Source organism: Frigoriflavimonas asaccharolytica (assembly GCF_013294015.1).
Taxonomy (GTDB): Bacteria; Bacteroidota; Bacteroidia; order Flavobacteriales; family Weeksellaceae; genus Frigoriflavimonas; species Frigoriflavimonas asaccharolytica.
In genome coordinates this window covers 78,752-104,602 of the sequence record NZ_JABSNO010000009.1, presented here as the reverse complement: position 1 = coordinate 104,602, position 25,851 = coordinate 78,752, and the positions used below count along the sequence as shown (strand labels likewise).

28 protein-coding genes, 1 tRNA gene and 2 pseudogenes are annotated in these 25,851 nt (G+C 31.4%); 6 read left to right on the top strand and 25 right to left on the bottom strand.

Annotated features, from left to right (window positions below):
• Positions 1–43: 43 nt before the first annotated feature.
• A complete protein-coding gene (locus HNQ03_RS07925) occupies positions 44–895 on the bottom strand; it encodes a BadF/BadG/BcrA/BcrD ATPase family protein (protein ID WP_173779136.1) in 852 nt (283 codons plus the stop codon).
• An 86-nt stretch (positions 896–981) separates the two neighbouring features.
• On the bottom strand, positions 982–1,221 hold the full coding sequence (locus HNQ03_RS07920; RefSeq protein WP_173779135.1) for a hypothetical protein: 240 nt from the start codon (positions 1,219–1,221) through the stop codon (positions 982–984).
• Between the two features lie 198 nt (positions 1,222–1,419).
• On the opposite strand from HNQ03_RS07920, the gene HNQ03_RS07915 reads away from it, so the two are divergent.
• From HNQ03_RS07915 to HNQ03_RS07900, 4 genes are all read left to right on the top strand, one after another.
• The gene (locus HNQ03_RS07915; protein ID WP_173779134.1) at positions 1,420–1,878 is read left to right on the top strand and encodes a GtrA family protein; all 459 of its coding nucleotides are present in this window, start codon (positions 1,420–1,422) and stop codon (positions 1,876–1,878) included.
• 120 nt (positions 1,879–1,998) lie between these two features.
• Positions 1,999–2,727, top strand: a complete 729-nt coding sequence (locus HNQ03_RS07910; RefSeq protein WP_173779133.1) for a lysophospholipid acyltransferase family protein — start codon at positions 1,999–2,001, stop codon at positions 2,725–2,727.
• A gap of 42 nt (positions 2,728–2,769) precedes the next feature.
• Positions 2,770–4,605: an MFS transporter gene (locus tag HNQ03_RS07905; protein ID WP_173779132.1), complete on the top strand. Its 1,836-nt coding sequence runs from the start codon at positions 2,770–2,772 to the stop codon at positions 4,603–4,605.
• Positions 4,577–5,656, top strand: a complete 1,080-nt coding sequence (locus tag HNQ03_RS07900) for a DUF3810 domain-containing protein (protein WP_226927463.1) — start codon at positions 4,577–4,579, stop codon at positions 5,654–5,656. The genes HNQ03_RS07905 and HNQ03_RS07900 overlap by 29 nt, the downstream gene beginning before the upstream one ends.
• A 349-nt stretch (positions 5,657–6,005) precedes the next feature.
• Here the strand turns inward: HNQ03_RS07900 and HNQ03_RS07895 are convergent.
• The 7 genes from HNQ03_RS07895 to greA all read right to left on the bottom strand — a co-directional run bounded on the left by HNQ03_RS07895 (position 6,006) and on the right by greA (position 12,088).
• A tRNA-Met gene (locus tag HNQ03_RS07895) sits at positions 6,006–6,079 on the bottom strand.
• Between the two features lie 45 nt (positions 6,080–6,124).
• Complete coding sequence (locus HNQ03_RS07890) at positions 6,125–7,414, bottom strand: TlpA family protein disulfide reductase (RefSeq protein ID WP_173779131.1); 1,290 nt, start codon at positions 7,412–7,414, stop codon at positions 6,125–6,127.
• 59 nt (positions 7,415–7,473) lie between these two features.
• Entirely contained in the window at positions 7,474–7,692 is a 219-nt protein-coding gene (locus HNQ03_RS07885; protein WP_173779037.1) for a signal peptidase, read from the bottom strand.
• Positions 7,693–7,702: 10 nt separating this feature from the next.
• Positions 7,703–9,700 carry a T9SS type A sorting domain-containing protein gene (locus HNQ03_RS07880; RefSeq protein ID WP_173779130.1) on the bottom strand — a complete coding sequence of 666 codons (1,998 nt, stop codon included), beginning with the start codon at positions 9,698–9,700 and terminating at the stop codon, positions 7,703–7,705.
• Between the two features lie 96 nt (positions 9,701–9,796).
• Complete coding sequence (clpX, locus tag HNQ03_RS07875) at positions 9,797–10,972, bottom strand: ATP-dependent Clp protease ATP-binding subunit ClpX (RefSeq protein WP_173779129.1); 1,176 nt, start codon at positions 10,970–10,972, stop codon at positions 9,797–9,799.
• A gap of 207 nt (positions 10,973–11,179) precedes the next feature.
• Positions 11,180–11,572, bottom strand: coding sequence for an HIT family protein (locus HNQ03_RS07870; protein ID WP_173779128.1), 393 nt, complete (start codon positions 11,570–11,572; stop codon positions 11,180–11,182).
• Between the two features lie 45 nt (positions 11,573–11,617).
• The gene (gene greA, locus HNQ03_RS07865) at positions 11,618–12,088 is read right to left on the bottom strand and encodes a transcription elongation factor GreA (protein WP_173779127.1); all 471 of its coding nucleotides are present in this window, start codon (positions 12,086–12,088) and stop codon (positions 11,618–11,620) included.
• A 97-nt stretch (positions 12,089–12,185) separates the two neighbouring features.
• Here greA and HNQ03_RS07860 point away from each other — a divergent pair, with 97 nt between their 5' ends.
• The gene (locus HNQ03_RS07860; RefSeq protein WP_173779126.1) at positions 12,186–12,641 is read left to right on the top strand and encodes a hypothetical protein; all 456 of its coding nucleotides are present in this window, start codon (positions 12,186–12,188) and stop codon (positions 12,639–12,641) included.
• Positions 12,642–12,650: 9 nt separating this feature from the next.
• A complete protein-coding gene (dtd, locus tag HNQ03_RS07855) occupies positions 12,651–13,100 on the top strand; it encodes a D-aminoacyl-tRNA deacylase (protein WP_173779125.1) in 450 nt (149 codons plus the stop codon).
• 147 nt (positions 13,101–13,247) lie between these two features.
• Here dtd and HNQ03_RS07850 read toward each other — a convergent pair whose 3' ends face one another.
• From HNQ03_RS07850 to HNQ03_RS07780, 16 genes and pseudogenes are all read right to left on the bottom strand, one after another.
• Entirely contained in the window at positions 13,248–13,760 is a 513-nt protein-coding gene (locus HNQ03_RS07850) for a hypothetical protein (RefSeq protein ID WP_173779124.1), read from the bottom strand.
• An 84-nt stretch (positions 13,761–13,844) separates the two neighbouring features.
• Positions 13,845–15,068: a cation:proton antiporter gene (locus tag HNQ03_RS07845; RefSeq protein ID WP_173779123.1), complete on the bottom strand. Its 1,224-nt coding sequence runs from the start codon at positions 15,066–15,068 to the stop codon at positions 13,845–13,847.
• A 111-nt stretch (positions 15,069–15,179) separates the two neighbouring features.
• Complete coding sequence (locus HNQ03_RS07840) at positions 15,180–15,377, bottom strand: hypothetical protein (protein WP_173779122.1); 198 nt, start codon at positions 15,375–15,377, stop codon at positions 15,180–15,182.
• A gap of 54 nt (positions 15,378–15,431) precedes the next feature.
• Positions 15,432–15,887, bottom strand: coding sequence for a thioredoxin family protein (locus HNQ03_RS07835; protein WP_173779121.1), 456 nt, complete (start codon positions 15,885–15,887; stop codon positions 15,432–15,434).
• Positions 15,888–15,905: 18 nt separating this feature from the next.
• Complete coding sequence (locus tag HNQ03_RS07830; protein WP_382405000.1) at positions 15,906–18,041, bottom strand: TonB-dependent receptor plug domain-containing protein; 2,136 nt, start codon at positions 18,039–18,041, stop codon at positions 15,906–15,908.
• 138 nt (positions 18,042–18,179) lie between these two features.
• Positions 18,180–19,181, bottom strand: a pseudogene (locus HNQ03_RS16105) (DUF4153 domain-containing protein); the annotation flags it as partial.
• A gap of 18 nt (positions 19,182–19,199) precedes the next feature.
• Positions 19,200–19,556 carry a hypothetical protein gene (locus tag HNQ03_RS16100; protein WP_226927461.1) on the bottom strand — a complete coding sequence of 119 codons (357 nt, stop codon included), beginning with the start codon at positions 19,554–19,556 and terminating at the stop codon, positions 19,200–19,202.
• Positions 19,557–19,723: 167 nt separating this feature from the next.
• Positions 19,724–20,212 (bottom strand): Coq4 family protein, encoded by a 489-nt coding sequence (locus tag HNQ03_RS07820; RefSeq protein ID WP_173779120.1) that lies wholly within the window; start codon positions 20,210–20,212, stop codon positions 19,724–19,726.
• A gap of 107 nt (positions 20,213–20,319) precedes the next feature.
• Positions 20,320–20,613, bottom strand: a complete 294-nt coding sequence (locus tag HNQ03_RS07815) for a hypothetical protein (RefSeq protein WP_173779119.1) — start codon at positions 20,611–20,613, stop codon at positions 20,320–20,322.
• Positions 20,614–20,628: 15 nt separating this feature from the next.
• On the bottom strand, positions 20,629–21,027 hold the full coding sequence (locus tag HNQ03_RS07810) for a hypothetical protein (protein ID WP_173779118.1): 399 nt from the start codon (positions 21,025–21,027) through the stop codon (positions 20,629–20,631).
• A 91-nt stretch (positions 21,028–21,118) separates the two neighbouring features.
• Positions 21,119–21,412: a winged helix-turn-helix domain-containing protein gene (locus tag HNQ03_RS07805; RefSeq protein WP_173779117.1), complete on the bottom strand. Its 294-nt coding sequence runs from the start codon at positions 21,410–21,412 to the stop codon at positions 21,119–21,121.
• 1 nt (position 21,413) lies between these two features.
• On the bottom strand, positions 21,414–21,863 hold the full coding sequence (locus HNQ03_RS07800) for a hypothetical protein (RefSeq protein ID WP_173779116.1): 450 nt from the start codon (positions 21,861–21,863) through the stop codon (positions 21,414–21,416).
• A gap of 180 nt (positions 21,864–22,043) precedes the next feature.
• Positions 22,044–23,117, bottom strand: a complete 1,074-nt coding sequence (locus HNQ03_RS07795; RefSeq protein ID WP_173779115.1) for a DUF6688 domain-containing protein — start codon at positions 23,115–23,117, stop codon at positions 22,044–22,046.
• An 11-nt stretch (positions 23,118–23,128) separates the two neighbouring features.
• Positions 23,129–23,743: a hypothetical protein gene (locus HNQ03_RS07790; RefSeq protein WP_173779114.1), complete on the bottom strand. Its 615-nt coding sequence runs from the start codon at positions 23,741–23,743 to the stop codon at positions 23,129–23,131.
• Positions 23,744–23,863: 120 nt separating this feature from the next.
• Positions 23,864–24,631 (bottom strand): enoyl-CoA hydratase/isomerase family protein, encoded by a 768-nt coding sequence (locus HNQ03_RS07785; RefSeq protein ID WP_173779113.1) that lies wholly within the window; start codon positions 24,629–24,631, stop codon positions 23,864–23,866.
• A gap of 34 nt (positions 24,632–24,665) precedes the next feature.
• Positions 24,666–25,357 (bottom strand): annotated as a pseudogene (locus HNQ03_RS07780) (SMUG2 DNA glycosylase family protein).
• Positions 25,358–25,851 lie beyond the last annotated feature (494 nt).

Below are 25,851 nucleotides of genomic sequence, written 5' to 3'. Positions count from 1 at the left end.
TTTTTGTAGGTTCTTATTTTTAGACTTTTAAGTCTTCATCCTATCAAAGAATATATTTCCGATGATAATTGACCAAACTTTCGATGGGTTTTTGCACGATGAAACCTACATTTAGATTTAGTTCTGCTGCCGCTGCTTTTAGAATATCTTCGTAAAAGTAGGCAATAGAACCGATGAAATTGATTTCGGCAGTGGCAGATTCTGGATAAGGTACAACATGATAATCAAAGAAATTTTTCATTTCATCAAATATCATATTTTGAAAGTACGGATGCTGCTTCCTTTCCACTACAAATTTATTGAAATCTGCGAGATAAGCATTTGCTCGTGGGTTGTGATACATGTTTTGCAAAGCATCTTCTATGGATAGATTGTAAACTTTCACAAAATCATCATGTAAATCTTTTGGTAATTTTTTCATGAAAAACCTTCTTAGCAAATGTTTTCCAATCGCACTTCCACCTCCTTCATCACCAATTAAAAAGCCAAGAGATGGTAAAATACTTTTCACATTTTCTCCATCAAAAAAGCAAGAATTAGAGCCAGTACCCAAAATACAAACAATAGCAGGTTTCCCGTTGTATGCAGAATAAGCAGCTGCTGTAAGATCTTCGCTCACCAATATTTCTGCAAAAGGAAAAGATTTTTGCAATTCTCGTTGCACAATCGCTCTATTTTCTGCAACACCGCAACCAGAACCATAGAAATATATCTTCTGCAAAGAATTTTTTAAAAGATGTAGTTTGTGATGATTATCAATTTCGGAAGAAATGAGATTTGCTTGTATAATATTTGGATTGAAACCTATCGTTTCTGTTTTGAGATGCATTTTCAGATTTTCATCGAGTATTACCCAATCACATTTTGTGGAACCTCCATCTATAATACCAATCATAGTTTAGCTTTTTATAATGCTAAAGTAATCATTAATACTGAAAATTATATGTAAATATACAGCAAACTTAATTTTAAGATATAAGCCTATGCTTTTTCTAGCAATATAAAGGTGATTTCATCTTCTAAATAGTTGGTTTCCACCTTTATATAATTAATAAAATCGTCTGTAATAGATATCCCTTCTGTTTGCTCTAGATCCCAAAGATTATCCGATAAATAGTCATATTCTTCGTAAATTCTCTTGAATCTTGAATTTTCTTGTAAGAGTGTTTGTACTTTTTCTCTTTGAGATTCGAATTTTTTGCAAGGATTTTGAGTATTCATGGACGAATTTTAACTTTTTTATTTAGAAAACTATCATTTTGTAAGGGAGTTTCAAGATTGGAAATAAATTTCTTCTCAGGTAAATTTGCGTATAATTAAAGAATAAATTTATATAAAATTTGGCAATGAACAAATATTTCTTTACAAAATTTTAAAAGTTTAACATATAATTATAACTTTGCAGCTTTACTATAATTAATGAAAAAATTGCTATTAAAGCACAAACAGATACTTTTTTTCGGATTGGCGGGAGCAATAAGTGCTGTAATAGAGATTGGTAGTTTCAAAATTTTCAGTGTTTTGCTGCCTACATTTATTCCGAAAGAGCCAAATTTTCATGGTGTTTTTTATCCTTTGAGCAATATATCTTCTACTACTTGTGGTATTATAACCAATTATTTTTTGAGCATTTGGTTTGTTTTTGCTCGTGGCAAACATTCTAAAAAAAGAGAGTTCGTTTATTTCATGATCCTCTCCGTATTCTCTACTATTTTAAGTTTGCTTTTCTTTCAAGTTTTCTACAAATATGTTTTCAAATTTAATTTTGATATTAAATATTTCACTTTAAGTTCCGAGATCATGAGTAAAATTTCTGCAATTGTAGTAGTTTCTATTTTGAATTATTCTTTGAAGAAAAAAATTGTTTTCAACGGTTGAAAATAAATAAATTTGGAAAAATGCGAAACTTTGCAGCCCGACTTGAGTGGAAATCCTTTTTTGACAAAAAAAGATTGGGAACGGAAGGCGGATTAAGCTGCCCAAAAAATTAGATAATTGATGACTAAAATTTTAAATTATATTTGGAGAGGCTGGTTTGTATTGCTTGGCTTCATTTTACTTTGTATCTTCTTTATTCCTGTCTACCTATTTTCTTTCCGGAAAAAAGATTATAAATATGCGTACATTTTTATTAGACTTTGGTGCTTCGGGATGTTCTATGGCATGGGTTTTCGGTTTTCTTTGACGAAACTGACGGATAAAAAAATTGATAAAAATAAACAATACGTTTTTATCGCCAATCATACTTCCATCATGGATGTGATGCTTCCTGTAATTATGCTACCAAATCATCCTATTTGTTTTGTAGGAAAGAAGGAATTGGAGAAATTACCAATTTTTGGAACGATATACAAAAGAATTTGCGTGATGGTAGATAGAACTTCCCCAAAAAGCCGCGCAGAAGTATACACAAGATGCGCAGAAAGAATGGAGGAAGGCGATACTATAGTTCTTTTTCCGGAAGGTGGCGTTTCGGATGATGCTTCTATTGTGCTAGATCAATTTAAAGATGGAGCATTTATTTTGGCAGAAACACATCAAAAATCTATTTTGGTTTTTACTTTCGTGGGCTTGAGAAAAATGTTTCCTTTTGATAATAGCAAAGGATTTCCTGGTAGAGTTCAGGTTTATTTTAATGATATTTTGGAGCCAAACCAATCTGTAAGTGAACTAAAATCGACGGCGCATCAAGAAATTAAAAATACGCTCGTTAAAAACAATCCTTGAAATATTTAATTATATTTGTTTTCTAAAAAAATTAACAAAATTATGTCTCAAAATCAAAAAACGAATTTCCCTGCGTTGTATACGCTCATTATTGTATTTTTCTTTTGGGGCTTTATCGCTGCAGGAAATAGTGTTTTCATACCTTTTTGCAAACATTATTTTCATCTAGACCAATTTCAATCTCAACTAATTGATTTTGCTTTTTACACAGCCTATTTTATAGGAGCTTTGCTATTATTTGTTTTAAGCACTATAAAAGGATTTGATATTGTGAGCAAATGGGGATTTAAAAAATCTATTGTCTACGGTTTGTTATTTTCGGCATTTGGCGCAGTTGTGATGATCATTGCAGTTTTGATGAATGTATACTCCGGAATGCTTTTAGGTTTATTCATCGTTGCATTAGGTTTTTCTTTGCAGCAAACTGCAGCCAATCCTTTTGCAGTTTTATTGGGAGATCCCAAAACTGGAGCCTCTAGAATCAATCTAGGAGGAGGCATCAATTCTTTCGGAACCACCATCGGACCGTTGGTTGTAGGTTTAGCTTTATTCGGAACAACTGCAGCAATATCTGATAATGCAATTTCTAAACTTCCTTTAGATAAGGTGGTAATTTTATATGGCGCAGTTGGTTTGCTATTTATTCTTGCGGCAGCTTTGTTTCATTTTTCTAAAAAAGTTCCTGCTGGTATCAATACAGAACCAATGGAGAAAGCTGGAAAGGCTATGAAAACGTTGATAATAATGACATTTTTATTGGTTATTATGTTTGTGCCTGTTTTTATGAGCTACAATTCTGCATCTGCAAAAGAAATTGTAAAAATTGAAGAACGCATAAAACCAAATACCGATATCATTCAAAAAAACATTGATGAAATAGTAAAAACTAAGCACGACGAAAAAATAGAAGAGAACGTAAAACTAACAAAAATTGAATTTTTAGAAGCTATAATTAATAATGAGGAAGCAAAGATAATAACAGAAAGAGCAGAAATTTCAAATTTGAAAGAACCTCTGGAAAGAAAAAGAATGTATTGGCTATTTGGAGCTTTATTTGTGGTAGTATCTACCTTATTATATTCCTATTCCAATGCAAAGAAAAACAATTCTGGGTGGGGAGCGATGCAGTATCCACAATTGGTTTTAGGAATGTTGGGAATTTTCTTTTATGTAGGAGTAGAAGTTGCCGTTGGAAGTAATCTTGGGGAACTGCTAAAAAATAAAGATTTTGGTGGACTTCAATCTTCCGAAATTGCTCCATATATTTCTATGTATTGGGGCGGTTTGATGATTGGAAGATGGGCAGGAGCAATCAGTGCATTTAATATTTCTAGTGGCATCAAAAAAATACTTTTGATTATAGTACCCATTGTTGCATTTTTTATAATAATTGGGGTCAATACTTTGGCAGGTTATGATATGAAAGGTTTACTTTTATTTATAATTTGTGTTTTTATACAGATTTTAGCATTTTTTATTGCTAAAGAAAAACCAGCAAAAACTTTAATGATTTTCGGAATTTTAGGTGTTGTTGCCATGACTATCGGTTTACTAACAACGGGAAATATTGCCATCTATGCATTTTTATCTGGCGGATTGGCTTGTAGTATTATGTGGCCAGCAATTTTCAGTTTATCCATTGTAGGATTAGGAAAATACACCGCACAAGGTTCTGCGTTTTTGGTGATGATGATTTTGGGAGGAGGTATAATTCCCCCAATTCAAGGGAAATTAGCGGACATTATAGGTATTCATAACTCTTATATAATTCCTGTATTTTGCTTCGCTTACCTCGCTTTGTTTGCATTTTTGGTGAAGGGTTTTCTTAAAAAACAAAACATAGATATTGATGATATTGGAGAAAGCAATGCGCATTAAAAACATATTAAATATCAAAAAGAAAAGATTTTGGATAGGTATATTACTTGTCCAATTTTTTTTGTTCTTTGGCTTGTCTAAGATTGATTTTGCCGTAGAATTCTTCAGCGATTTGTTCGAGTATAAAAAATTTACACAGCAATATATGGCTTCACAACTTCCATTTTCAATTGGAGATGTTCTGTATATCGGTTTGGGATTGATTTTGATTTTATCAATTTTTAAATTATTTAGAAAAGAGAAAAGAAATCAATCCGCTTTAAAATTATTGATGATTTTGAATTCATTTTATTTTATTTACCAAATATTTTGGGGCATGTTATATTTTCAAGTGCCATTGATAAATAAATTGTCTGAGGAAAAAATAAGTATTGACGAAGCTAAGGTTTTATCAAAAGAGTATTTAGAGATTTGTATTTCAAATAGGAAAAAGGTAAAAGAAGACAAAGAGGGAGTTTTTAAGATTGAAAATAATTTTATTCTTGAAAAAGAACTTTTAGAAGCTCAAAAAAATCTTCCTAAACATTTAATACAAAAAAAATATGTTGAAGTGAATTCATTAAAGCCAAGCATTTTTAAATTCGTAATGAGCTATACTGGAATTATGGGTTACTATAATCCTTTCACTTCGGAGGCACAATATAACTCCGAACTTCCGGACACTTATTTACCATTCACAATGGCACATGAAAGCAGCCACCAATTGGGATATGCAAAGGAACAAGAAGCTAATTTTGTAGGATTTTTAATCGGTGAAAATTCTGAAAATGCAGAATTGAAATATTCCACAGATCTTTTTGCTTTAAAAAGTTTGCTTCGCTATATACAAATGGGAGATGAAGCATTTGTACAAAATTTAATAGATCATTTTTCTGAAGGGATGAAAAGGGATTTAAAATTTGAAAGAAATTTTAATGAGAAACATGCTGGTTTTTTAGATGATTTTTTTGCGGTAACAAATAATTTGTTTTTAAAATCTAATCAGCAAGAAGGCAGTATTACTTATTCCTATTTTACGGAAATCCTGATCAAATACAAGCGTAATAAATAACAAAAAAGAATCGCATCTTACGATGCGATTCTCAAAACACAAATGATGAAAAAAAATTTATAGTCTTCTTATTCACAATAATTAGTTGCTTCAATTGGACGATGTAAAAGTAACATAAAAATTCTAATTACCAAATATTATATCACTTATTTATTAAATATTTTATCATTGATGAAATCTATAAGGTGAAATTAATTGAAACTTGTTAAAAACGAACTTTTAGAGTTATTAAAAATTTTCGTTAACATGGATCTGAAAGTCAAAATTATTTCTAATTTAAATTGGACAAAACTTCAGATTTAGAAATGAAAAAAGGTGCAAATATTATTTGCACCTTTTTAGTTCTTTGTAGCGAGGAGCGGGATCGAACCGCCGACCTCAGGGTTATGAATCCTGTGCTCTAACCAACTGAGCTACCTCGCCTTTTAAAGTGGTGCAAATATAAATCTTTTTCTAAACAGCACCAAATTATTTTACACCTAAAAACGTAAAAACATCCGAAATACTGTCAGGTTTTGCAATAATTTTGTTGTTGCTGTCCAGAATGAAGTAAGTTGGTGTTGCAGTTATGTTATATGTCTCAGAATACGAACTGTTCCAACCTCTCAATTCACTATCGTTGATCCATGGAAGGGCTTTTACTTTATTATCGTAGGAGGTTTTATCACTATCCAAAGACAATCCAATAACTTCTACGTTGTTGCTTTTTAAAGTGGTGTATTTTCCAAGAATAATAGGTAAATCTTTTTCACAGTGAGAGCAAGTTGAGGCCCAAAACATTATAACCTTTTTGGCATTTTTTACGTCTGCTATAGATTTCAAATTTGTATTTGTAACAGATTTTGAAAAAATATAATTTGGAAATATTGCGCCTAGTTCTACATTGGCGTTAGATTTCAACGTTTTTGCTAATCTAGTATTAATGGTACATTTAAGGTCTTTGGCTTTCGTAAGGTATTTATCTTTAAGGCTTACCATTCCATAAGCACTAAAGATATCTATAAATTCTGAAAGTACCGTTTGGCCTCTTGGTGTTTCCAGAACTAATTTATTTAAGATGGTATCTACTGCTTGTTCTGAATTTGCATTGGTTGCAGCATTTAGATAATTTACTAATATAGGTCTTAGCAAAGATGAAGTTTCTAGCATTTCACCAGATTTAGAGATAAAATCTACAATTTCTGTTTGAGTGGGTGGTTTTACAACAGAACTACTGATCGTATATTTATTATAATTTGTATTATAGTAGTACACAAAAGGATTCTTTTGTGCGTCTATACTTACGGTCTTTCCTAATCTATCTATCTCATTTCTTAGTGCACCACCAAATGTAGAATTTGGAGAGTAATAATCCTTTATTTGTACCAAAGCTGGAAAAATGAGTTCATTTTTATTTTGTAGATCTTGTACCTCATCCATTAAGATATTTGCTTGATCTAGGTAAATTACATCTTCTACTTTATCACTTGTAGTGGTAAGTTTTACACTAACGTCTTTGTTCTCAGAAATGAGATTAAATGAATAATTTATTTCTGGAAAATAAATTTTCATCATCCCTTTATAATTTTGCGGAACCTTAAATTTCCAAATGTTTCCCGATTTACTTTCCTTGGATGATATAATATCTTTAGACCCATCTAAAGTAAATAGTATTGCCTCTTTGGCACTATAGTTTGGATTGGCTTCTACTTGCACAGAAAATTGGGCAAAACTAAAAGTAGAAATAGAAACTGCGATTATAAATGAAAGTTTTTTCATAGTGCAAAGATAAAAAAACCCAATGAAAATTCATTGGGTTTTATATAAATCCAGATTGATTATTTAGAAATTTGTTTAGAATATTTTTTTGAGAAAAATATTACTAAACCTACCGCAACAATTGCTAGTATATAAACATACATATCAATTGGCGAGGCAGTTTGCCCAGGTCCAACTCCACCGGTACCACCACCTGGATCTGGAGGTTGTGCAATTGCTGCAATACTCATAAAAGAGAGTATAATCGAATAAACAAATTTTTTATTAAAGCTTTTCATAGTTTGTGTTTTATCTGATAATTTTAGATGTAAATTTCTCTCCACTCTCATTTGTTCCAGTTACTATATAAGTACCTTGTATTTTATTGGTAAGATTAATAACAAAATCTTGAGCTGTTTTCACATTTTTAGCTGATATTACAATCTTTCCGCTCATATCATATACTTGAACATCTGCTGATTTCCATTTAGGATCAAACTGTACAACATAATTATCAATCGCTTCATTGTAAACTACTAAGGTTCTGCTACCTTTTGGAGCTTCAACCGTACCTAATACTGCAGAGGTAATTGGACCATAGCTTAATCCAAACTCGGTACCTCCATTTGTAGGAATTACCATGTTCTGGGAAATAGCAGCTGTAGCACCGGTAGAAGTTTTGTAATAAAATGCGATACCTGTAGATAAATCTTGTTGTTGATTTGGAAGAAGTTCTACATTTTCTCTAATTTCAAATTTGAGAGATGCAATATCTGAACTATACAATGCTAAAGGAACTGGTTTACCATTAAAATCAAATTCATTCGCCTCATTGATGTATAAGGCATATTTTGAAGTGTAATTATAATCGTACATCCCGTTGATAGGATCTTCCTCAAAAGTTTTTATCACACCTGCTCCACTTGCAGCTTGAACGGTGGTATCTGTATTAGTTTGATGACCAGTAATAGAAGTAGGGGAAACTACATAATATGTTCTACCTATTTCATCACCATTACTATTTAATGCAATTACTCCAAGTTGTTTCAATGTTCCAGTAGTATTTTTGGCTGCAGTAACAGAGTACGAAGTGCCATCTAATCTTGAAACATTTTTAAATCTACGTAATTTATTAAATTTAATATCAGGCACAGCATTACTATTCCTTAATTTCAGCACAAAGGTTTGCATTGGTTTAATCATTATGCTTGCATCGCCAACAGGTAAACCTGTAGATTGAACATAAGTTTGGATTTGAGCACCTATAGAATAAGTAGATCCAGTAGTAAGAGTTTTTACTGTTCCTGGTGAAAATCTAACACCCCAAATGTTTACAATCTGATTATCATCGTTTACTCCACCTGCTTCTGTGTAACCGATTTTACTTAAATCTAAATTTGTGAAAAATGGATTTCCAAACTGATAGATATTTTTTCCGAACGTACCTGCCCAAGCTGAACTCGTTGCTTCAAACTGATCTTGCAAATAGGTATTGTATCTTTCGTTGTAACTATTAAGAGCATTTCCACCTACTCCATAATTAATACCTGCTCCTGCATTTTGCAAACTTGCAGTTAAAGGAACACCAACAAATGGTCCGTCGGAATTTGCTCTACCTTTTAAGGTATAAACAGATCCAGTTGCAGATGGCGCTATAGTAGGTAAAGTAGCTGGTGGCGTACTTGTATCTAAATCATTATTAGAACCTAGCATGTAGTATTTTGTATAACCAGTAGTTGTAGTACTTAGTGGTCCTACATCATCAGAAACTGCAGTTGTATTATTCCAAGTTAGAATTTCGTTTCTAGAGTATCGTACTGTAGAAAATGTTTTGCCAAATTCTGCAGATAGTGTACTTAATGGTTTATCGTAAAATGGGATTGCGATTTGCTGATAAAATAATCCAGTACCATGTTTTGGTGTAAGAAATTCTTTACTTACAATTCCTGTTAAACTAGTTTGTGCTAATCCTTCTATAGATAATTGGCCATAAGTAGAGTTTGCGCCTAAAGGAGCATTCATTCTCAAAACTATGTTTCCACCATCTGTCTTTGGCGTTGTACCATCCATCGCGGTTGTTTTCAACACATCAATAGCTTCACCTACAATCATCATGTTTCCATGATTATCAATCTGTCCATTTCCTTTGGTTTGTACTCCACCTCCACTGTATACTAATGTTCCTTCTGTGATGTAAAAAAGAGCAGCGGGCGTTGTGCCAGTTGCGCTCCCATTTACATTCATCAATTGTGCACTTGCAGACAATGAAACTGCTAAAGCACCAAGAACTAATAAATTTTTTTTCATTTTTATATAATTTGTGTATTATTAAAGAGAAATATCTGAAATGCAAAGGTATCCAATAAATTTATAAATTCAAAATTTATTTTTTTAGTTACATTATTACATTAATTCTCTATCTATCACTATTTCTTTATGTTCCCCAATGTTGAACATATAATCTTCCAGAATCTTTTCCGTAGTACCTCGTAATCCTCTTGCACCTAAACCCATCTCCATCGTGCGTTCTACTATTTGTTCTATTGCAGCATCCGTAAATTCTAACTTGGTATCGTCCATTTTAAACAATTCTACAAACTGATTAATTATAGAATTTTTTGGCTCTTTCATTATCCTAACTAAAGTTTCCTTCGTTAGTTTATCCAAATATGTAACGATAGGAAATCTTCCTAAAAGTTCTGGTATCAATCCAAACTTTTTAAGATCTATTGCATTTAGTTGACGCAAAATCTCGTCTTCGCTCTCTACATTTTCTAGTTTTTCTTTGCTAAAACCTATCGCTTGCTTGTTTAGACGCTTCTCGATAATGTCTTTTATACCATCGAATGCACCACCGGAAATAAATAATATATTTTTGGTATCTACTTGGATGTATTTTTGGTCTGGATGCTTTCTACCGCCTTGTGGTGGTACATTTACAACACTTCCTTCCAATAATTTCAATAAACCTTGCTGCACACCTTCTCCAGAAACATCTCTGGTAATACTTGGATTATCAGATTTTCTTGCAATTTTATCTATCTCATCTATAAAAACGATCCCTTTCTGCGCCCTTTCTACATCATAATCTGCAACCATCAACAATCTTGAAAGTATGCTTTCTACATCCTCACCTACGTAACCCGCTTCCGTAAGGATTGTTGCATCTACAATACAAAATGGTACATTCAACTCTTTGGCAATGGTTTTTGCTAATAATGTCTTTCCAGTACCTGTTTCTCCAACCATTATAATGTTGGATTTTTCTATCTCTACCTCTTTATTTTCTTCATTTGCGTGCAATAATCTTTTATAATGATTATAAACCGCGATGCATAATTGCTTTTTCGCTTGATCTTGACCGATTACGTATTCATCTAGAAACGCTTTAATTTCTTTCGGTTTTTTTAAGTCGCTTAAGCTTTCAGCCATAGAAGGATTTTCTTTTTTGCTTCCTTCCAATACAATTCCGTGCGCTTGCTCTATGCAATTTTCGCAAATGAAACCTTCTTGACCAGAAATTAGCATCTGTACTTCACTTTTTTTTCTTCCGCAAAAAGAACATTGATTTGGGTTCATCTTTTTTGACAAATGATTTTATTTAATAATTAATTTAAAGGAACTTTTCTAAATATCTAGTGATAAAATTTAAACTACAAAAGTAACAAAAGAATGGGTTTAAATTAGTTACAAAGAAAAAATAAAGTGCGAAACTCTTTTTCTATATAAAAAATAAAATCCTCTTCAACTCGCGTTTCTTTTATAGTTTTATAATTAAATTTGGCTTTACAAAGCGTTAGATATCGTTTCCTGTATTTTTTTGTATTCTTCTTTAGACAACTGCAGTCTTTCTTTCCCGAAATCTAAATCTCCAATGTTATGCATGGGTACTAAATGAATATGCGCATGAGGAACTTCCAAACCTATTACCGCAACGCCTACTCTTTTACAGGGAATTGCTTTTTGTATTTTTTTTGCTACCATTTGCGCAAAACTCCACAAATTTTTGAAATCTTCGGTTTCCAAATCAAAAATAAGGTCTATTTCTTTCTTAGGAATCACCAAAGTGTGACCTTCGGCAATTGGCGAAACATCCAAAAATGCTAAGAAATTTTCATCCTCTGCAATTTTATATGCTGGAATTTCATTATTAATGATTTTTGTGAAAATACTGCTCATGAATTTTATTTAAAAAAGAAAATGATTTTAAAATAAGATTAGATTCTACAAAGTAATTTCTAAAACTTCAAAGGATAATTTATTTCCATTCGGCAATTCTATTTCTGCGGACTCGCCAACTTTTTTGTTTTGCAATCCTTTCGCAATCGGCGTATTGATGGAGATTTTTCCATTTTTTATATCGCTTTCATTATCTGGAACAAGAGAAAAAATTTGTTCTTTTTTTGTGGCATTATTCATCAATCTTACGGTTGTGAGGATTCCAACTTTAGAAATATCTATTTGAGATTCATCTAAAACTTTAGAATCTGCGATGCTATTTTTCAATTTAGAAATGCGCATTTCCAGCATTCCTTGAGCTTCTTTTGCAGCATCATATTCTGCATTTTCAGAAAGATCTCCTTTATCTCTGGCTTCAGCAATTTGCATAGTAATTTGTGGACGTTGTACTTTTTCCAACTGTTCCAGCTCTACTTTCATTTTATCTAAACCATCTTTGGTTACATAACTTGACATAATTTCCTAAATTTAACGTTAGTATAAAAAAATAATCCGACATTTGCCGGACAACGTGTAGTTCTAATACGATTTACAAACATACGAAATTATTATAATGAAAAGAAATATTTGCGCCCAACTTTTAGTATTATCATTGGCAATCAGTAGTTTAATATTTTCAAATTCTTGCATCAGTGATAGGAACGATACCGTAAACTGTTTTCCAAATTCTAATATTAATGTTGTCTTAAATTTAAATTTGCCTGCTTATCAAAACCTTCAAACTGTAGGTGGCTGGCTGTATTTAAATGAGCAAAGTTCTGGTACGCGCGGCTTAATAGTAGTGAGAACAACTACTGGTTTTAAAATTTACAATAGAAACGCCCCACATATTTGTCCAGATGGAAATACAACGCTTGTTGTAGAAAATAGCATCAAAATAATTTGTCCGAAAGATGGTGCAGAATGGATTTTACTTACTGGAGAACCAATAAACATTTCGCAATTGCCTCCAAAAACCTACACTTCTACACTGGATAACGTTTCTAACACTCTGTTTATTCAAAATTAAAATTTAAGGATGAAAGTTGTTGTACAAAGAGTTTCTGAGGCTTCTGTGGTAGTTGAAAAAAAATTAATAGGAAAAATTGATTCTGGTTTTTTACTTCTAATTGGCATTCATGAAGATGATATAGAGGCAGATGCAGATTGGCTCATCAATAAAATTATCAATCTAAGGATTTTTGGTGATGAGAACGGAAAAATGAATCTTTCAATTCTCGATATTCAAGGAGAAATTTTGTGCATCAGCCAATTTACGCTTTTGGCAGATTACAAAAAAGGAAATAGACCATCCTTCACAAAAGCGGCGAAACCAGAAAGCGCAATTCCATTATTCGATTATTTTAAAAAGAAACTTGAACAGAGCAGCTTGAAGATTGAAAGTGGTATTTTTGGTGCAGACATGAAGGTTTCTTTGATCAATGATGGTCCTGTGACAATCGTGCTAGATTCGAAAACAAAAATTTAAATTCTGTCTATTAAAAATTCATAGAATTTTAGAATTCATTAAAGGGAAAGATTCAAATTGTATAGAATTATTTCTTTGTGAAAGTAATTTAACCAAAAAAAATCCTGCATTTTACAAAATGCAGGATTTTTGTATAAACTGAAAATATTAATTATTTGGTATCGCTTCACTAGAAAATTGCAGTGATGTTTTTAATTTTATATCTGCAACCGGCGAAGATTTTAATTCGTATACAATTTTTTCTTGTACATTTCCTGATTTCATAATTGCGTCTAAATTTACGGTATTATCTATATCCAAAGCCAAAGAAGTTCCGATATTATTGGAAATATCTTCTCTAGATGCTACCAAAATTTCGTTACCAGAACCGTCTGATAAATATACTTCTATGCTTTTAAAAATCCCAATACTTTGCTCATTGGATGTCACAGTTGCCGTTGCATTACTCAATTTTATATTTTGCACCTTATTGGTAGTTCCCGTTATTTGATTGATGCTATTTCCCAATCCGACGGTAGTTAACTGCGTATTTGGAGAAGATTTTTCTGCAATCACAAAATTGGTATTAAAAGGAAAAGTATTTTGTATAATTGAGGAAACCGTAGAACAGCTAACTAGAACAACAGTTGCAAAAATACTTGAAATGATCATTTTTTTCATAGAAAATTTTTTATTTAAATTTTTTGTGCACAAATTATACCATCAACGGCTATAAGGTTTGTATTGATGAAATATTAACTAATATTATTTCATTTTTGCTACTTTACCAATTGTTAAGCCTTGCACCAAAATACTAAAAAGTACGATGATGTATGTTGCTACCAAAATGATGTCTTTCGCAGGTGAATCTGGTAAAGACAATGCCAAAGCCAAAGACAAACCTCCGCGCAGACCTCCCCAAGAAATTATCCGAGCGTCTGCTCTTGTGAGATTAAAGAATTTTGGGAACGCTTTTAAGGGTACATAAACCAAAACTGACCTTAATAGTAGAATGAAAATAAGAGATAATAAACCTAAGATTACATAATTCCATTGCAATTCAACCACGATTAATACAAATGCAATTACTAAGAATAATAAGGCATTTAAAATTACATCTACCAATTCCCAAAATTTATGAACATACTCCATGGTTACATCGCTCATAGCAACATTGGTGCGGAAATTACCGACCATCAATCCCATCACTACCATAGAAAGTGCACCGGAAATATGGAAATAATTTGCACAATAATAACCTCCCATTACAAATGCTAAAGTGAGTAATATTTCAGTTTCATAATGGTTGATTCTTTTTAGTAAAATATGAAGTGCGTAACCATAAATTAAACCTAATGCTACACCACCAATTGCCTCTTGTACGAATAAAATTCCAAAATAGCCAGCATCAAATTCACCTACATTTAAAGTATGCATTAATGCAATAAAAAGTACTACTCCAACTCCATCATTAAATAAACTCTCCCCAACTATCACAGATTCTACATTTTTTGGAACTCCAGCTTGTTTTAAAATACCTAATACTGCAATAGGATCTGTTGGCGAAATAAGCGCACCAAACAGTAGACAGTAGATAAAATTTATTTCCAGACCCATAAAATGGGAAATATAGTAGAAGAAAACAGCGATGATAAGCGCAGAAATAATAACACCTACCAACGCAAAACTTGCTATAGAACGAATTTGAGATTTTAGATTTCCCCAATTCGTGTGCAAAGCGCCCGCAAAAAGTAAAAACCCAAGAAAAATATCGATAATGAGCTTATCAATTTGGGCTTTTTCTAGATATTCTGCAATTTTTTCTATATGTAAATCAAAAAAGAATTGAGATAAGATTACAATGATAGAAAGCAATGTGGAAAGAAAAAACAAACCAATAACGAAGGGTAATTTCAAATATTTTTGGTTGATAAATGCAAAAGCTGCAGATAAACAAATAAGGATAATTAAAACTTCGTAGGCTCCCATTTTTTTTATTTAAATTAAAAATATGCTGCAAAAATAAGTAAGCAAACCGATTTTAAACTATAAATGCCAAAATTTTTGAAAATCTTGGCATTTATAAATGTTATTTTTACATCATTTTTTCACTTCTACTTCCTCTTTTGGAATTTTACTGTCTATTTTCATAGAATCTTTAATGGCAGAAGAATCTATCTTGTTTTCTGGTGCTTTCACCATCATAGAATCAAAAACGTTTGGATCTTCTCTTATTTCTGCATCTTTTTTACAAGAGAATAAAAGGATTGGAATTGAAAGTATTAGTAATTTTTTCATGGTTAAATTTAATAAATTAAAAGTAATTATTAAACTGAAATTTAGAAAATAATTTTACAATTTTTCACGTAAATTTAAAATATCATCAACTTTCAACAGCTCTTGTTTTTTATACAATAATTCGTTTTCTGCCGTGTAGACGATTGTGGTTGGATACAGATTTTCTCCCCCATTTCTCGTTAATGCATCTGCTAATTGATGATTTCCAGATTTATAACCATTAATTACAGGTCCATATTCTTTACCCATAAATTGAATCGTTGATTTTTCATTTTGATTTAATTCTACAAAATAAAATTTTTCATTGATTATTTTTTCAACTTTCTTATCTGAAAATGTTTTCACTTTCGTCAATTGACAGTAGTTGCACCAATCTGCAGTTACAAATACCATTACAGGACGCTGTTCTGTTTTTTGCAGTTCTTCTACTTCCGCAAATGTGTGCTTTATTAATTGAGCATTTATTTGCGAGGTGATAAATAGTATTATTAAAAGTGAAAAATTTTTCATACGTTTTTGGTTTGTAAATTATTTATTGGGAATTTCATATCGAATTCCTAGAAAAAATCTTATTCCTTGGTTGGCTGCATAAACATAAGACGGATCAAAGGTTAGAGCATTTGGATTATTTGGTGTTGCAACTACTTGTCCTGCAGCATCAAAAGTTACTTCTTTATCAAAAGGATCAAAAGATCTGGCGATAGAATTTGCTGCCGGTGTGAAGTTTAAAAGATTTTTTACACCAGCATAAATTTCCAATCTATTTTTGAATTGTTTGGTCATCTGTATATTTTGAAGCGAATATATGGGTGAAGTTGAAGCTCTATTGTCCAATGGTCCTAAAAGTGGTAAATCCATAGGTCCGTAGATATTTCCGGTATAATCTAAGGTTAAATTCCACGGCTTAATTTGGTAGGCAATGCTCCAAACACCGCTGAAACTTTCGGTGAGCAATTGCCTCATGGTTTCTCCCTCGTTTGTAATAGAAACATCCATCAACGTTGCTCCTATCAAGGCTTTTAAACCATTAGAAAACTTGATATCTGTATTTAAACTCAGTCCTTTTGAAACGGCATAACCTTCTAAATTTGCATAAATAATCTTATTGGGATCTGTTAGATAATCTGCTACAATTCTGTTTTTGAAATAGGTGTAGAAAGCAGTTCCATCTAAATTAATAATAGAAGACCCCAAATATATTTTCTTTTCATAGTTGATATTTCCATTGATAGATTTTTCTGGTTTTAAATCTCCCACAAATTCTACAGTTCTTGCACCTGTTAAAGCGGCATGATCTTCTGTGAAAACATTTGCCACGCGATAACCTGTACCAAAACTAATTCTCAAAATATCTTTTTTACTTTCAGAATTCCATTTGTAATTTACTCTTGGCGTAAAAACATTTCCGTGGATGCTGTTGTAATCGTACCTCATTCCCAACAATAATTTATGAGAAGAATTGAACGTAATTTCATCTTGTAAAAAAACGCCAGGCAAGCTGATTACAGAAGGATTGTTGGTAGTACTTTCATTATTAATTGTAGCTGTTGCAAAAGTATTATCATCATAAAATGTATGTCTGTAAGATGCACCTAGTAAAAAATCGTGCTTACTTAAAATTTTGTTCCATGTTAACTGGCCAAAGCTTATATATTGTTTTGCATTATAGCTGGTTGTGCCATAAAATGAATTTTGATAATGACCATTTAGAGAAAACTGAAACATAATAGGTTCATTAATAGGTAATTGATACAAACCTAAAGCTTCCCATCGGTTTGTGTAAATGCTTTCTCCATATATTTGGTCGCCACCACGAAATTGGCGTTCAAAATTCATATCTCCTCCCCATCTATCTTCATAAACATAGCGCGTCGCAAAATTGAAAGCACGGTTTTCTTTACGTTTTATATTCCATTTATTAAAAATAGAAATTCTGTCTTGCAAGGTTATATCTGTGAAACCATCCTTATTTTTATCTAATTTATTTTGATAATTAAAATAATTAACACCAATTAAAGTTTGTATTTTATCTCCAATATTAAATTTGCTACCTAAATCTAAATTCACATCCAGCCAATCTGAAGAAAACACATCTGCCGAAAAAATGGGTGCATTTTGTGCACTTTTTGTAATAATATTAATCAAACCTCCCACAGCTTCAGAACCATATAAAGTAGAAGCTGGTCCTTTCACAATTTCCACTCTTTCTATTAAACTTTGTGGTATTCCAGTAAGACCATACACGGTGGAAAGACCACTCACAATTGGCATTCCATCTATCGCTACCATGGTGTAAGGTCCTTCTAAACCATTGATGTGAATATCTCCTGTATTGCAAACGTTGCAATTAAGTTGCGGACGAACTCCATTTACATTTTGCAAAGATTCAAAAATAGAAGGTGTAGGATTTGCACGAAAAAATTCTTTGCTATAAATCTCAATTGGAACCGGACTATCAGATTTTTTCACTTCCTTCATCGTTCCAGAAATTACAACTGCGTCTATATCTTTCCCGCGCAATTTTTCAGATTTAATGATCTGCTCTACTTTTATAGAATCTTTCTTCAAAGTATCCGGAATTTGAGAAGGTTTTTCTTGAGCAGAAAACTCTAATTGCAGAGCAAATAATGCAAAAATAAAATAGTAGTTTTTTAGTTTCATCATTTTTTATAAAATATTGTTGTGCAAACATACAATTGTTAGACTTAACTAACAATTATATTTCACAGTTTTAACAAAAATATTTTGGATGAATAATATTGTTTCAGAAAATAAAACATTCCTCTATCTCAAAGAATATTATTATTTAATTTTCACGGTTTCAAAATAAAGACTTTTTGATAAAAAACTATCTGCTTGCCGAGAAAGAACTCTACTTACAATCTCATTTTTCATCGCTGCATTATTGGTTTTCTCTGCATATTCTAGCATTTGTTTTTCGTTAAAATCTATCCCTTTTAAATGAAAATTTTCTGCAAAATCTGCCCTTTTAATATTTTGCGAAGTGATGAAAGCGCCCCAATTTACATAACTGCAGACCAAAATAGTTGCAAAAAAGCAATAAAACATTTGATTGAATAAATAAGCGTTGGTTTTCTGTTTTTGAATTTTTAAAAAGGTAAACAATAAGCCTAACACACTCAAAATCAAAAATGCATAAACGCCTAAAGTTTTGTAGGTATAGCCTAAACTAAGTACTTGTGCTGTGTTTTTCATCATAGTAGAGCTAATTAAAACAGCATTCAAAAATATCCAGATTTTAGCTAAAAGTTTCAATTGCCTTGCTTTTTTATCAAAATTAAATCCACTTTTAAAATAAAATAGAATTACCATAATCGCCATAATGATAGACATGATCACCGCATTCACACCATCGTGCGTGTCTGCACTCAATTGATTTGCTGTTTTTATTGTTTCAAAAAATTGCTCGTAAGTATAGGTTGAGATGAAAATAACTAGAAGAATATTTAAACAAAATAAAGAAATTACGCCGCTTGTTCTTTCATAGTCTATTTCTAAAAATTCGTAAGTTGGTTTCAGTTCTTTTTGATCTTCGGAAAAATCATTATTCAAATTTCTATTTACATTATAAATACCTCTTGGAATAAATAAAAACCAGTAAATAAAACTGATCACAAAACCCAAAATAGCAACTCCAAGCAAACTGAAAAAATTAAAATCTAGCTCATAATCACTAAAAAATTCTGAAAAATGACTGCTTCCTAAACTATAAATTCCAAAAAAAACGGCTACAAAAAAGAATGGAATGACAACGAAAGCGAATATTTTTTTGGAAATATTGGTCTTTTCACTTTTTGGAAACTATTTTTTAAATTGAAAGAAATCATGGAAAAAAGTCGCAATTGCCACAAACCAAACCGGAATTGCAAAAAGCATTTTCAAATTTCTATTTTTAGATTTAAATCTTAAAAATAATAGTGAAGAAAAAACTGCAACAAACGAAATAAAATCTCCGTACCACGCAGATGCTAAAGATGAAAAAATACTTACAAGCAAAAGCATAAGAAAAGTTTTGTCTCTATTTTTTTCCTTGGTTTCTTTTAAAACAAAAAAGGATAAAAACAATCCTAGAATTCCGAGATTGAGACCTACAAATTCATTGTAGAAAAGTAGCGTAAAGATTGAAGTTGTGAGGAAAATTTTGTGGTGTAGTTTCATATGTAGATATTTATTTTTTTTATGGTCATATGGTATCGCCTAATCTTCATTGGTGTTTATCTCAAAAGATAGAATTTTCATAGGATTCGATGATTTTCAATTGTTTGCAAGATTTGTAAATGGCGATTTCATAATAAATAGTTTTGTTTGAGGTAGTATTATTTAGTTTAAAACAAAGAAATTGCTTGCGTATTTTTCGAATAAAATTTTTTTACAATATGAAAGTTGGTTTGTAGTAAATCTTCGAAATCTACATGATAAAAGCGTCTCATTCTCTGTCCTTTTTTGTAGGAATTCAAGTACATTTTAGCATATTCTGGAAGAATTACAAATCCTAAAACAATGGCAGCAAGCAAATGAGCATTGAGTTTGCCATTACCGAGAAGTAAAAACTGCATGGCGATTTCGTCTTCAAAGTTGGTTCCGTAATCTGTGAGCAAATGATGCACATCATGATTTTCCATTTTTGCTATCATAGTAAATCCGTGTTTTTTGTAAAATTCACCCAATTTTCTACCGAGTGTATCTTCTTGAAATTCTAGCAATTGTTTTTCATTGAATTGCCATTGCCTTTTTTTCTTTTTAAAATAGGTTCTGTAGAAATTTTGGGTCAAATTGTAGATAAAAAGAAGGAATTGTACGCGATGTTTTTTCATGAGAATGGGGTTTATTTTGTTTGAAATTGTTTGAAGTTGTTTAATAATGTTCGATAATGTAGTGCATTAACCTTGTCAAGGTTTAAAACCTTGACAAGGTTGTGACGTTAAATTATTGACAAACCAATCCAAACATATAGTATTGAGATTGGAATATTGATGAGTAGAATGGCGACAGATCTTAGACAGATCGACATTTGTTTTTTGTTAAAAATTCCGTAAATAATTAGTCCGATTAATACGATGAGACTTATGAAAGTACCAATGTAAAGTAGAAAAAATCCCGCAACGTCAAAACCTAAATGTTTAAAAAGCATCTCCCCAAAAAGGCAGATGTTTCCTGCAATAAATAATCCCCAAAAGGTGTACTTTCCGATGTTTAAAATTTGTGTATTTTTCATTATTTTTTAATAAAATTATTTATAATAGTTTAGTAAATAGATAATTACTATATTCAGAGGAACGAGAAAAGGAAGTAAAACAGAGAACCAGAAACCCAAATTGAAAACATTTTTTCTGAAATTTTCAGAATTTTCAAGATTGAAATATTTATCAACGGAATATCCCAAATTGAAAAACAAATTGGCAAACAACATCATCAATAAATATCCAAATCCCTGAAAAACCATAGTGAAAAGAGTAATTTCAAAATCGTAATCAATTGGTGCAATTAAAAGAATACCAAGAATTGCATATAAAATAAATTCGAAAATACCTGAAATGAATAATCCACCATTGTAAATGAATCTTTTTTCGCTCCACCATTTTTGAATTTGCAGTTGATTATTTCTAAATTGTAGGTTCATGAATTCCATAATTCTAAATTTTATTAGTGAGTTTATTTACATTTTAAAATTAATACAAAGCACTTTGCATTTCAAAGTTTAATTTCAAAAAAATATACCTCTATTTTGGGTTGATCAATTTTTCTAAAAGAGCCAAATGCTCTTCAAAGGCTTTTCTGCCAAGGTTGGTTACGCGATAAGAAGTTTTCGGTTTTTTGCCTACAAATTCTTTTTTAACTTCTATGTATTCTGCTTTTTCTAAAGCTGCACTATGACTGGCTAAATTGCCATCTGTAATACTCAATAAATCTTTCATTTCAGAAAAATCTACCCAATCATTCACCAACAAAACCGACATAATGCCCAATCGCATTCTGCTTTCAAATTGTTTATTTAAGTTGTTAATATTAAGCATTCTAATTTTCTAATTTTTTCCAGTTATCTTTTTTGAAAAACATATTACCATATTTTTTACTTCTAAAAACATAATAAAAACTCCAGGATTTACGATATAATGTGGGTTCATTTTCTATGAGCAAACTTTTATCATCAGAACTAAAAATTCGCAATTGCGGACTACTATAGCCATTAACAAATATAATTTTTCTTTTAATTGAATCTATTACAATTCCGTCGTTATTCATATTATAAAAAATAAACTCTTCTTCATCAATTTTAAATTTAAAATGATTGTACTGCCAATTTGCATTTTTTCCAGCAAACATTTCCCTATCAATTACATAATTACCGTAAATATCTTTTTTATCAACATTCATTTTAGAATTTATAGCATTAAAAATCCCAGCAGAAATAAAAAATAAAATCAAAAGTATCCAACATCCAGCAACAATTTTACCTATTTCCATTATTTTTAACGCACTACCAACTATAATCACCAAAATAGAAAGTAGTATGAAGAATAAAAAAAAAACTCCAGCAAACATCAGATAATATTATTTGTTGAAAATAGAAATTCATTCACCAACAAAACCGACATAATGCCCAATCGCATTCTGCTTTCAAATTGTTTATTTAAGTTGTTAATATTAAGCATTTTGATATTGCTTTTGGATTAATTGTTCTGGTTTTGTTGAAAAAGTATATATGAAAATTAAGAAAAAATATTCTAAAGGTTTCATCAAATAATACGTTAAATCTGCATAATAAGTATCATTAATTTTCTTTGATAAATTGTAGCCATATTCATCATAATTTTTCCTAATTATTTGGTGAATTTTCGGTAAATAATCTTCTATCAAGGCTTCAAATGCATTGGCAATCTGCAATTGCCTATTGACGATGATAGGATTTTGATGCCTTTTGCCAATAAATAATGGTTTCACCTTCTTAGGATTTCCACATGCTGCAACGGTGCAAAGATAATGACCATTATGATCTAAATATGGTGGGTGTTCTTTTTGCGAATATACCCAATCTGTGGTTTCTGTAAAAACTTTCGTCATCGCATCTGCATCTTGCCCGAACAAAATTAATATCATTAAAACTAAATAATAAACAGGGAAAACGAGTACTATTATTGCCAAATATAAATGATTGGATTTTAATAAAAATTGATTGATTGCATTTAGAAATTCATTTTTATAAATTCTTTTAAATGCATTTACTTTTTCTTTCAAAAATAATTTAATAATGAATAAAAGCGCAATTACAATATTCATTAAAGGAATTAAAACGGCAAAATTAAACTGCTTATCACTTGTACTTGTAAAATTATGAACGATTATTTTACCAGAAATAAATATTCCTATCAAAAGAAAACAATTGCAAACAAGAATAATAATCGGTGGTAATTCCCAATCTTTAAGCCATGCTAAATATACTGATAAATAAAAAAATGAACTAAAAATTACTAGAGGAATACTATATTTTGAGGCCAAAATTTCATAACTATTATCTATAGGATCTATTGGTACATTGTAAGGAAAACCCGATGAAACATAATAAACGTAGCCAATATTACAGAGCAGAAATAGCGTAAATAGTATAAACTCTACATACAAATTTGTACCTGATACTTGTGGACGCAATAGTTTCACTAATTTAAAAATCAGGAATAAAAATAGAACGAAAACTAGTAAAACGACAATACCTGCAGTCATCTGATTTGAAATTATTTATATTTATTATGCATCACCAAACCATACACAATATGCAAAACGCCAAAGCCAATTGCCCAAAAAACCAAACCCCAACCAAGAAATAGAAAGGAAAGCAAACCTAAAAAAATCTGCATAAAACCGAGATATTTTACATCACTCAAGGTATATTTTTCTGCATTTACCAATCCTAAACCATAGAAAATTAGTGTAGAAGGCGCAACCAAAACGAACAAATGATGGTACAATAAAATCAAACAAAACAAGCCGCCAGTTACCAATGGAACTGCAAAACTAAAGAGCAAACGCTTCGTCAACGAATCCCAAATTTTTTGGTTTTTCTTTTTGCTTTCTCGAGCTGTAAAAATATACCCAACGGAAATTGCTGCAATTAAAATTACCGTTCCGATGATTGCCAATTCTAAAACCAAATCCGAGGTAAACACATTTCTATTGCCATCGAAATAATTAATGCCTTCTCTTTCGAAAACGAAATAGACAGAAATTGCTCCGAGCAAAGCAATAATTCCGGCAAAAACGCCAGACAAACCACTCAATGAAATAAAGCGCGAAGATTTTTCCATCATATTTCGGATGTGATTTAAGTCTTCTTGGTAATTCTTATCCATAATTGTAAAGTACTTTGAATTGCAAAGTTAGATTTTATTTTTAAAGTGCAAAATATTTTCTGCACTTTTTTTAAATTAATCCTTCAAGGTTTTAAAAACCTTGAAGGATTGAGAGCTTTGCTACTTTTTTCTCAATCTCTCTTTTATCTTCTCAATATTCGCCTTCGCAGAATCTTCTAAAATCAAACTGGCACTCATTAAAATTCTTTCTGGCATCAATTCCGCAAAATGTTCGCTGCCTTCCCAAGATACTTGTTTTACCAAAGCCAAAGCTTCTGTGGTTCTTCCGCTTAATTTATTTAAAAATTCATTCAATTTCACATCCATTTCTTCTATTGTTGGCGAAATAGAATTGTAAATATTATGGTTCAAACACCATTCTGCACTCCGAAAATCTGCGTCGATTGCCATTGCAGAAAATGCGGCTTTCCCTATTTTTCGTTCCACAAATGGTCCAATTACGAATGGTCCGATTCCTAGATTTAATTCCGTAAGAGCCAATGCAGAACTTTCTGTAGCAAAACAATAATCTGCTGCACAAGCAATTCCAACACCACCTCCAGTGGTTTTTCCTTGGACTCTTACCACAACTATTTTCCCGCAATTTTTCATCGCGTTTAGTACTTTTGCAAACCCACCAAAGAATTTTTTAGAAGTTTCGAGATCTTCAATTTCTAATAATTCATCAAAACTTGCACCTCCACAAAAGGATTTTTCGCCACCAGATTTTAGCAATATTGCTTTTACATCGGTTTTTGCACCTTCTTCCAAAATAGTTTGGGCAAGTAGTTCCAATATTTTTCCAGGTAAAGCATTGCTTTTTGGCGTTCCAAATTCAATGGTGGAAATTCCGTTTTGTAATTCTGATTGTACGTATTCGTTTGTCATTTTTTTTGTTTTTTTTAGTCGCTTTTTTGTGCTATTACTTGATTTTATTTAATGCAATCAAATATTTATCGATATACATTTCCTTCTCTTTGCTTTTATACTGCTGAATATATCTTGGATGTTCTAAAACTGTCATTTTTTCAAATAAATTTTCTTCTGCATTGATTTTTTGTAGAAATTGCGCATTCTTTTTGCCTAAGATAAATACTTCTGAAGTATCTAAACCCAGAGAAATGTGCTCTTTCAAACTTTGTATCATGAAAGGTTTTACAGCTTCAAACAAGTTTTTATCATCATAATAATTAGCATTAATCCATTTACCTTTTTTACTTTGAATTATGGCAAGCGGAAATGGCGAATTGATGTAAAAGTCTTTGTAAAATTTTTCAACTCCACCATAAGCTTCAATCACAGAATATAAATAAACCGATGAGATTTCGTGCGTATGTGCAGATTTCATTTCAATGCCACAAATACTTTTCAATCTTTTGGTATCTGTAAACGGAACTCCCGTTACTCCCGCTCCATTCCGACTTGGATTAATCCCGATTATGAATTTTCTAGCATTAGAATCATTGTAAAATTTTTGATAAAATGCTTTCATGACCATCAAAGTTTCTTGATTATCAAAAAAGGATTCAAAACCGCAAAACCTACCGGCAGTTCACCAGAAAATTTCAGATCTTTATTGAATGTGATAACTTTTTCGGTGATGGTTTTTTTCACAATTTAATTATAATTTTAAAAGTACTATAAAAATCTGTAAGCAGTTGTGCAAATTTGGCTCACGGATTTCACAGATTTGCACGGATAAAACTCTAATTGTTTTAAAAACCTGTGTTAATCTGTGTAATCTGTGGGTAAATTTGGCTCACGGATTTCACAAATTTACACGGATAAAATCTAAACTTTAAAAAATCTGTGTTAAACTGTGTAATCTGTGGGTAATTTGGCTCACGGATTGCACGGATTTGCACGGATAAAACTCTAATTGTTTTAAAAACCTGTGTTAATCTGTGTAATCGGTGGGCAAATTTGGCTCACGGATTTCACAAATTTACACGGATAAAATCTAAACTTTAAAAAATCTGTGTAAATCTGTGTAATTTGTGGGCAAATTGGCTCACGGATTTCACAAATTTACACGGATAAAAGTCTAAATGCTTTAAAAACCTGTATAAATCTGCGTAATCTGGGGGCAAATTCGGCTCACGGATTTC

Excerpts from the sequence above, each read along its gene's own strand:
- HNQ03_RS07925 (WP_173779136.1), bottom strand. The coding sequence starts at position 895 with ATGATTGGTATTATAGATGGAGGTTCCACAAAATGTGATTGGGTAATA.
- HNQ03_RS07920 (WP_173779135.1), bottom strand. The coding sequence starts at position 1,221 with ATGAATACTCAAAATCCTTGCAAAAAATTCGAATCTCAAAGAGAAAAA.
- HNQ03_RS07915 (WP_173779134.1), top strand. The coding sequence starts at position 1,420 with ATGAAAAAATTGCTATTAAAGCACAAACAGATACTTTTTTTCGGATTG.
- HNQ03_RS07910 (WP_173779133.1), top strand. The coding sequence starts at position 1,999 with ATGACTAAAATTTTAAATTATATTTGGAGAGGCTGGTTTGTATTGCTT.
- HNQ03_RS07905 (WP_173779132.1), top strand. The coding sequence starts at position 2,770 with ATGTCTCAAAATCAAAAAACGAATTTCCCTGCGTTGTATACGCTCATT.
- HNQ03_RS07900 (WP_226927463.1), top strand. The coding sequence starts at position 4,577 with ATGATATTGGAGAAAGCAATGCGCATTAAAAACATATTAAATATCAAA.
- HNQ03_RS07890 (WP_173779131.1), bottom strand. The coding sequence starts at position 7,414 with ATGAAAAAACTTTCATTTATAATCGCAGTTTCTATTTCTACTTTTAGT.
- HNQ03_RS07885 (WP_173779037.1), bottom strand. The coding sequence starts at position 7,692 with ATGAAAAGCTTTAATAAAAAATTTGTTTATTCGATTATACTCTCTTTT.
- HNQ03_RS07880 (WP_173779130.1), bottom strand. The coding sequence starts at position 9,700 with ATGAAAAAAAATTTATTAGTTCTTGGTGCTTTAGCAGTTTCATTGTCT.
- clpX (WP_173779129.1), bottom strand. The coding sequence starts at position 10,972 with ATGAACCCAAATCAATGTTCTTTTTGCGGAAGAAAAAAAAGTGAAGTA.
- HNQ03_RS07870 (WP_173779128.1), bottom strand. The coding sequence starts at position 11,572 with ATGAGCAGTATTTTCACAAAAATCATTAATAATGAAATTCCAGCATAT.
- greA (WP_173779127.1), bottom strand. The coding sequence starts at position 12,088 with ATGTCAAGTTATGTAACCAAAGATGGTTTAGATAAAATGAAAGTAGAG.
- HNQ03_RS07860 (WP_173779126.1), top strand. The coding sequence starts at position 12,186 with ATGAAAAGAAATATTTGCGCCCAACTTTTAGTATTATCATTGGCAATC.
- dtd (WP_173779125.1), top strand. The coding sequence starts at position 12,651 with ATGAAAGTTGTTGTACAAAGAGTTTCTGAGGCTTCTGTGGTAGTTGAA.
- HNQ03_RS07850 (WP_173779124.1), bottom strand. The coding sequence starts at position 13,760 with ATGAAAAAAATGATCATTTCAAGTATTTTTGCAACTGTTGTTCTAGTT.
- HNQ03_RS07845 (WP_173779123.1), bottom strand. The coding sequence starts at position 15,068 with ATGGGAGCCTACGAAGTTTTAATTATCCTTATTTGTTTATCTGCAGCT.
- HNQ03_RS07840 (WP_173779122.1), bottom strand. The coding sequence starts at position 15,377 with ATGAAAAAATTACTAATACTTTCAATTCCAATCCTTTTATTCTCTTGT.
- HNQ03_RS07835 (WP_173779121.1), bottom strand. The coding sequence starts at position 15,887 with ATGAAAAATTTTTCACTTTTAATAATACTATTTATCACCTCGCAAATA.
- HNQ03_RS07830 (WP_382405000.1), bottom strand. The coding sequence starts at position 18,041 with ATGATGAAACTAAAAAACTACTATTTTATTTTTGCATTATTTGCTCTG.
- HNQ03_RS16100 (WP_226927461.1), bottom strand. The coding sequence starts at position 19,556 with ATGAAACTACACCACAAAATTTTCCTCACAACTTCAATCTTTACGCTA.
- HNQ03_RS07820 (WP_173779120.1), bottom strand. The coding sequence starts at position 20,212 with ATGAAAAAACATCGCGTACAATTCCTTCTTTTTATCTACAATTTGACC.
- HNQ03_RS07815 (WP_173779119.1), bottom strand. The coding sequence starts at position 20,613 with ATGAAAAATACACAAATTTTAAACATCGGAAAGTACACCTTTTGGGGA.
- HNQ03_RS07810 (WP_173779118.1), bottom strand. The coding sequence starts at position 21,027 with ATGGAATTCATGAACCTACAATTTAGAAATAATCAACTGCAAATTCAA.
- HNQ03_RS07805 (WP_173779117.1), bottom strand. The coding sequence starts at position 21,412 with ATGCTTAATATTAACAACTTAAATAAACAATTTGAAAGCAGAATGCGA.
- HNQ03_RS07800 (WP_173779116.1), bottom strand. The coding sequence starts at position 21,863 with ATGGAAATAGGTAAAATTGTTGCTGGATGTTGGATACTTTTGATTTTA.
- HNQ03_RS07795 (WP_173779115.1), bottom strand. The coding sequence starts at position 23,117 with ATGACTGCAGGTATTGTCGTTTTACTAGTTTTCGTTCTATTTTTATTC.
- HNQ03_RS07790 (WP_173779114.1), bottom strand. The coding sequence starts at position 23,743 with ATGGATAAGAATTACCAAGAAGACTTAAATCACATCCGAAATATGATG.
- HNQ03_RS07785 (WP_173779113.1), bottom strand. The coding sequence starts at position 24,631 with ATGACAAACGAATACGTACAATCAGAATTACAAAACGGAATTTCCACC.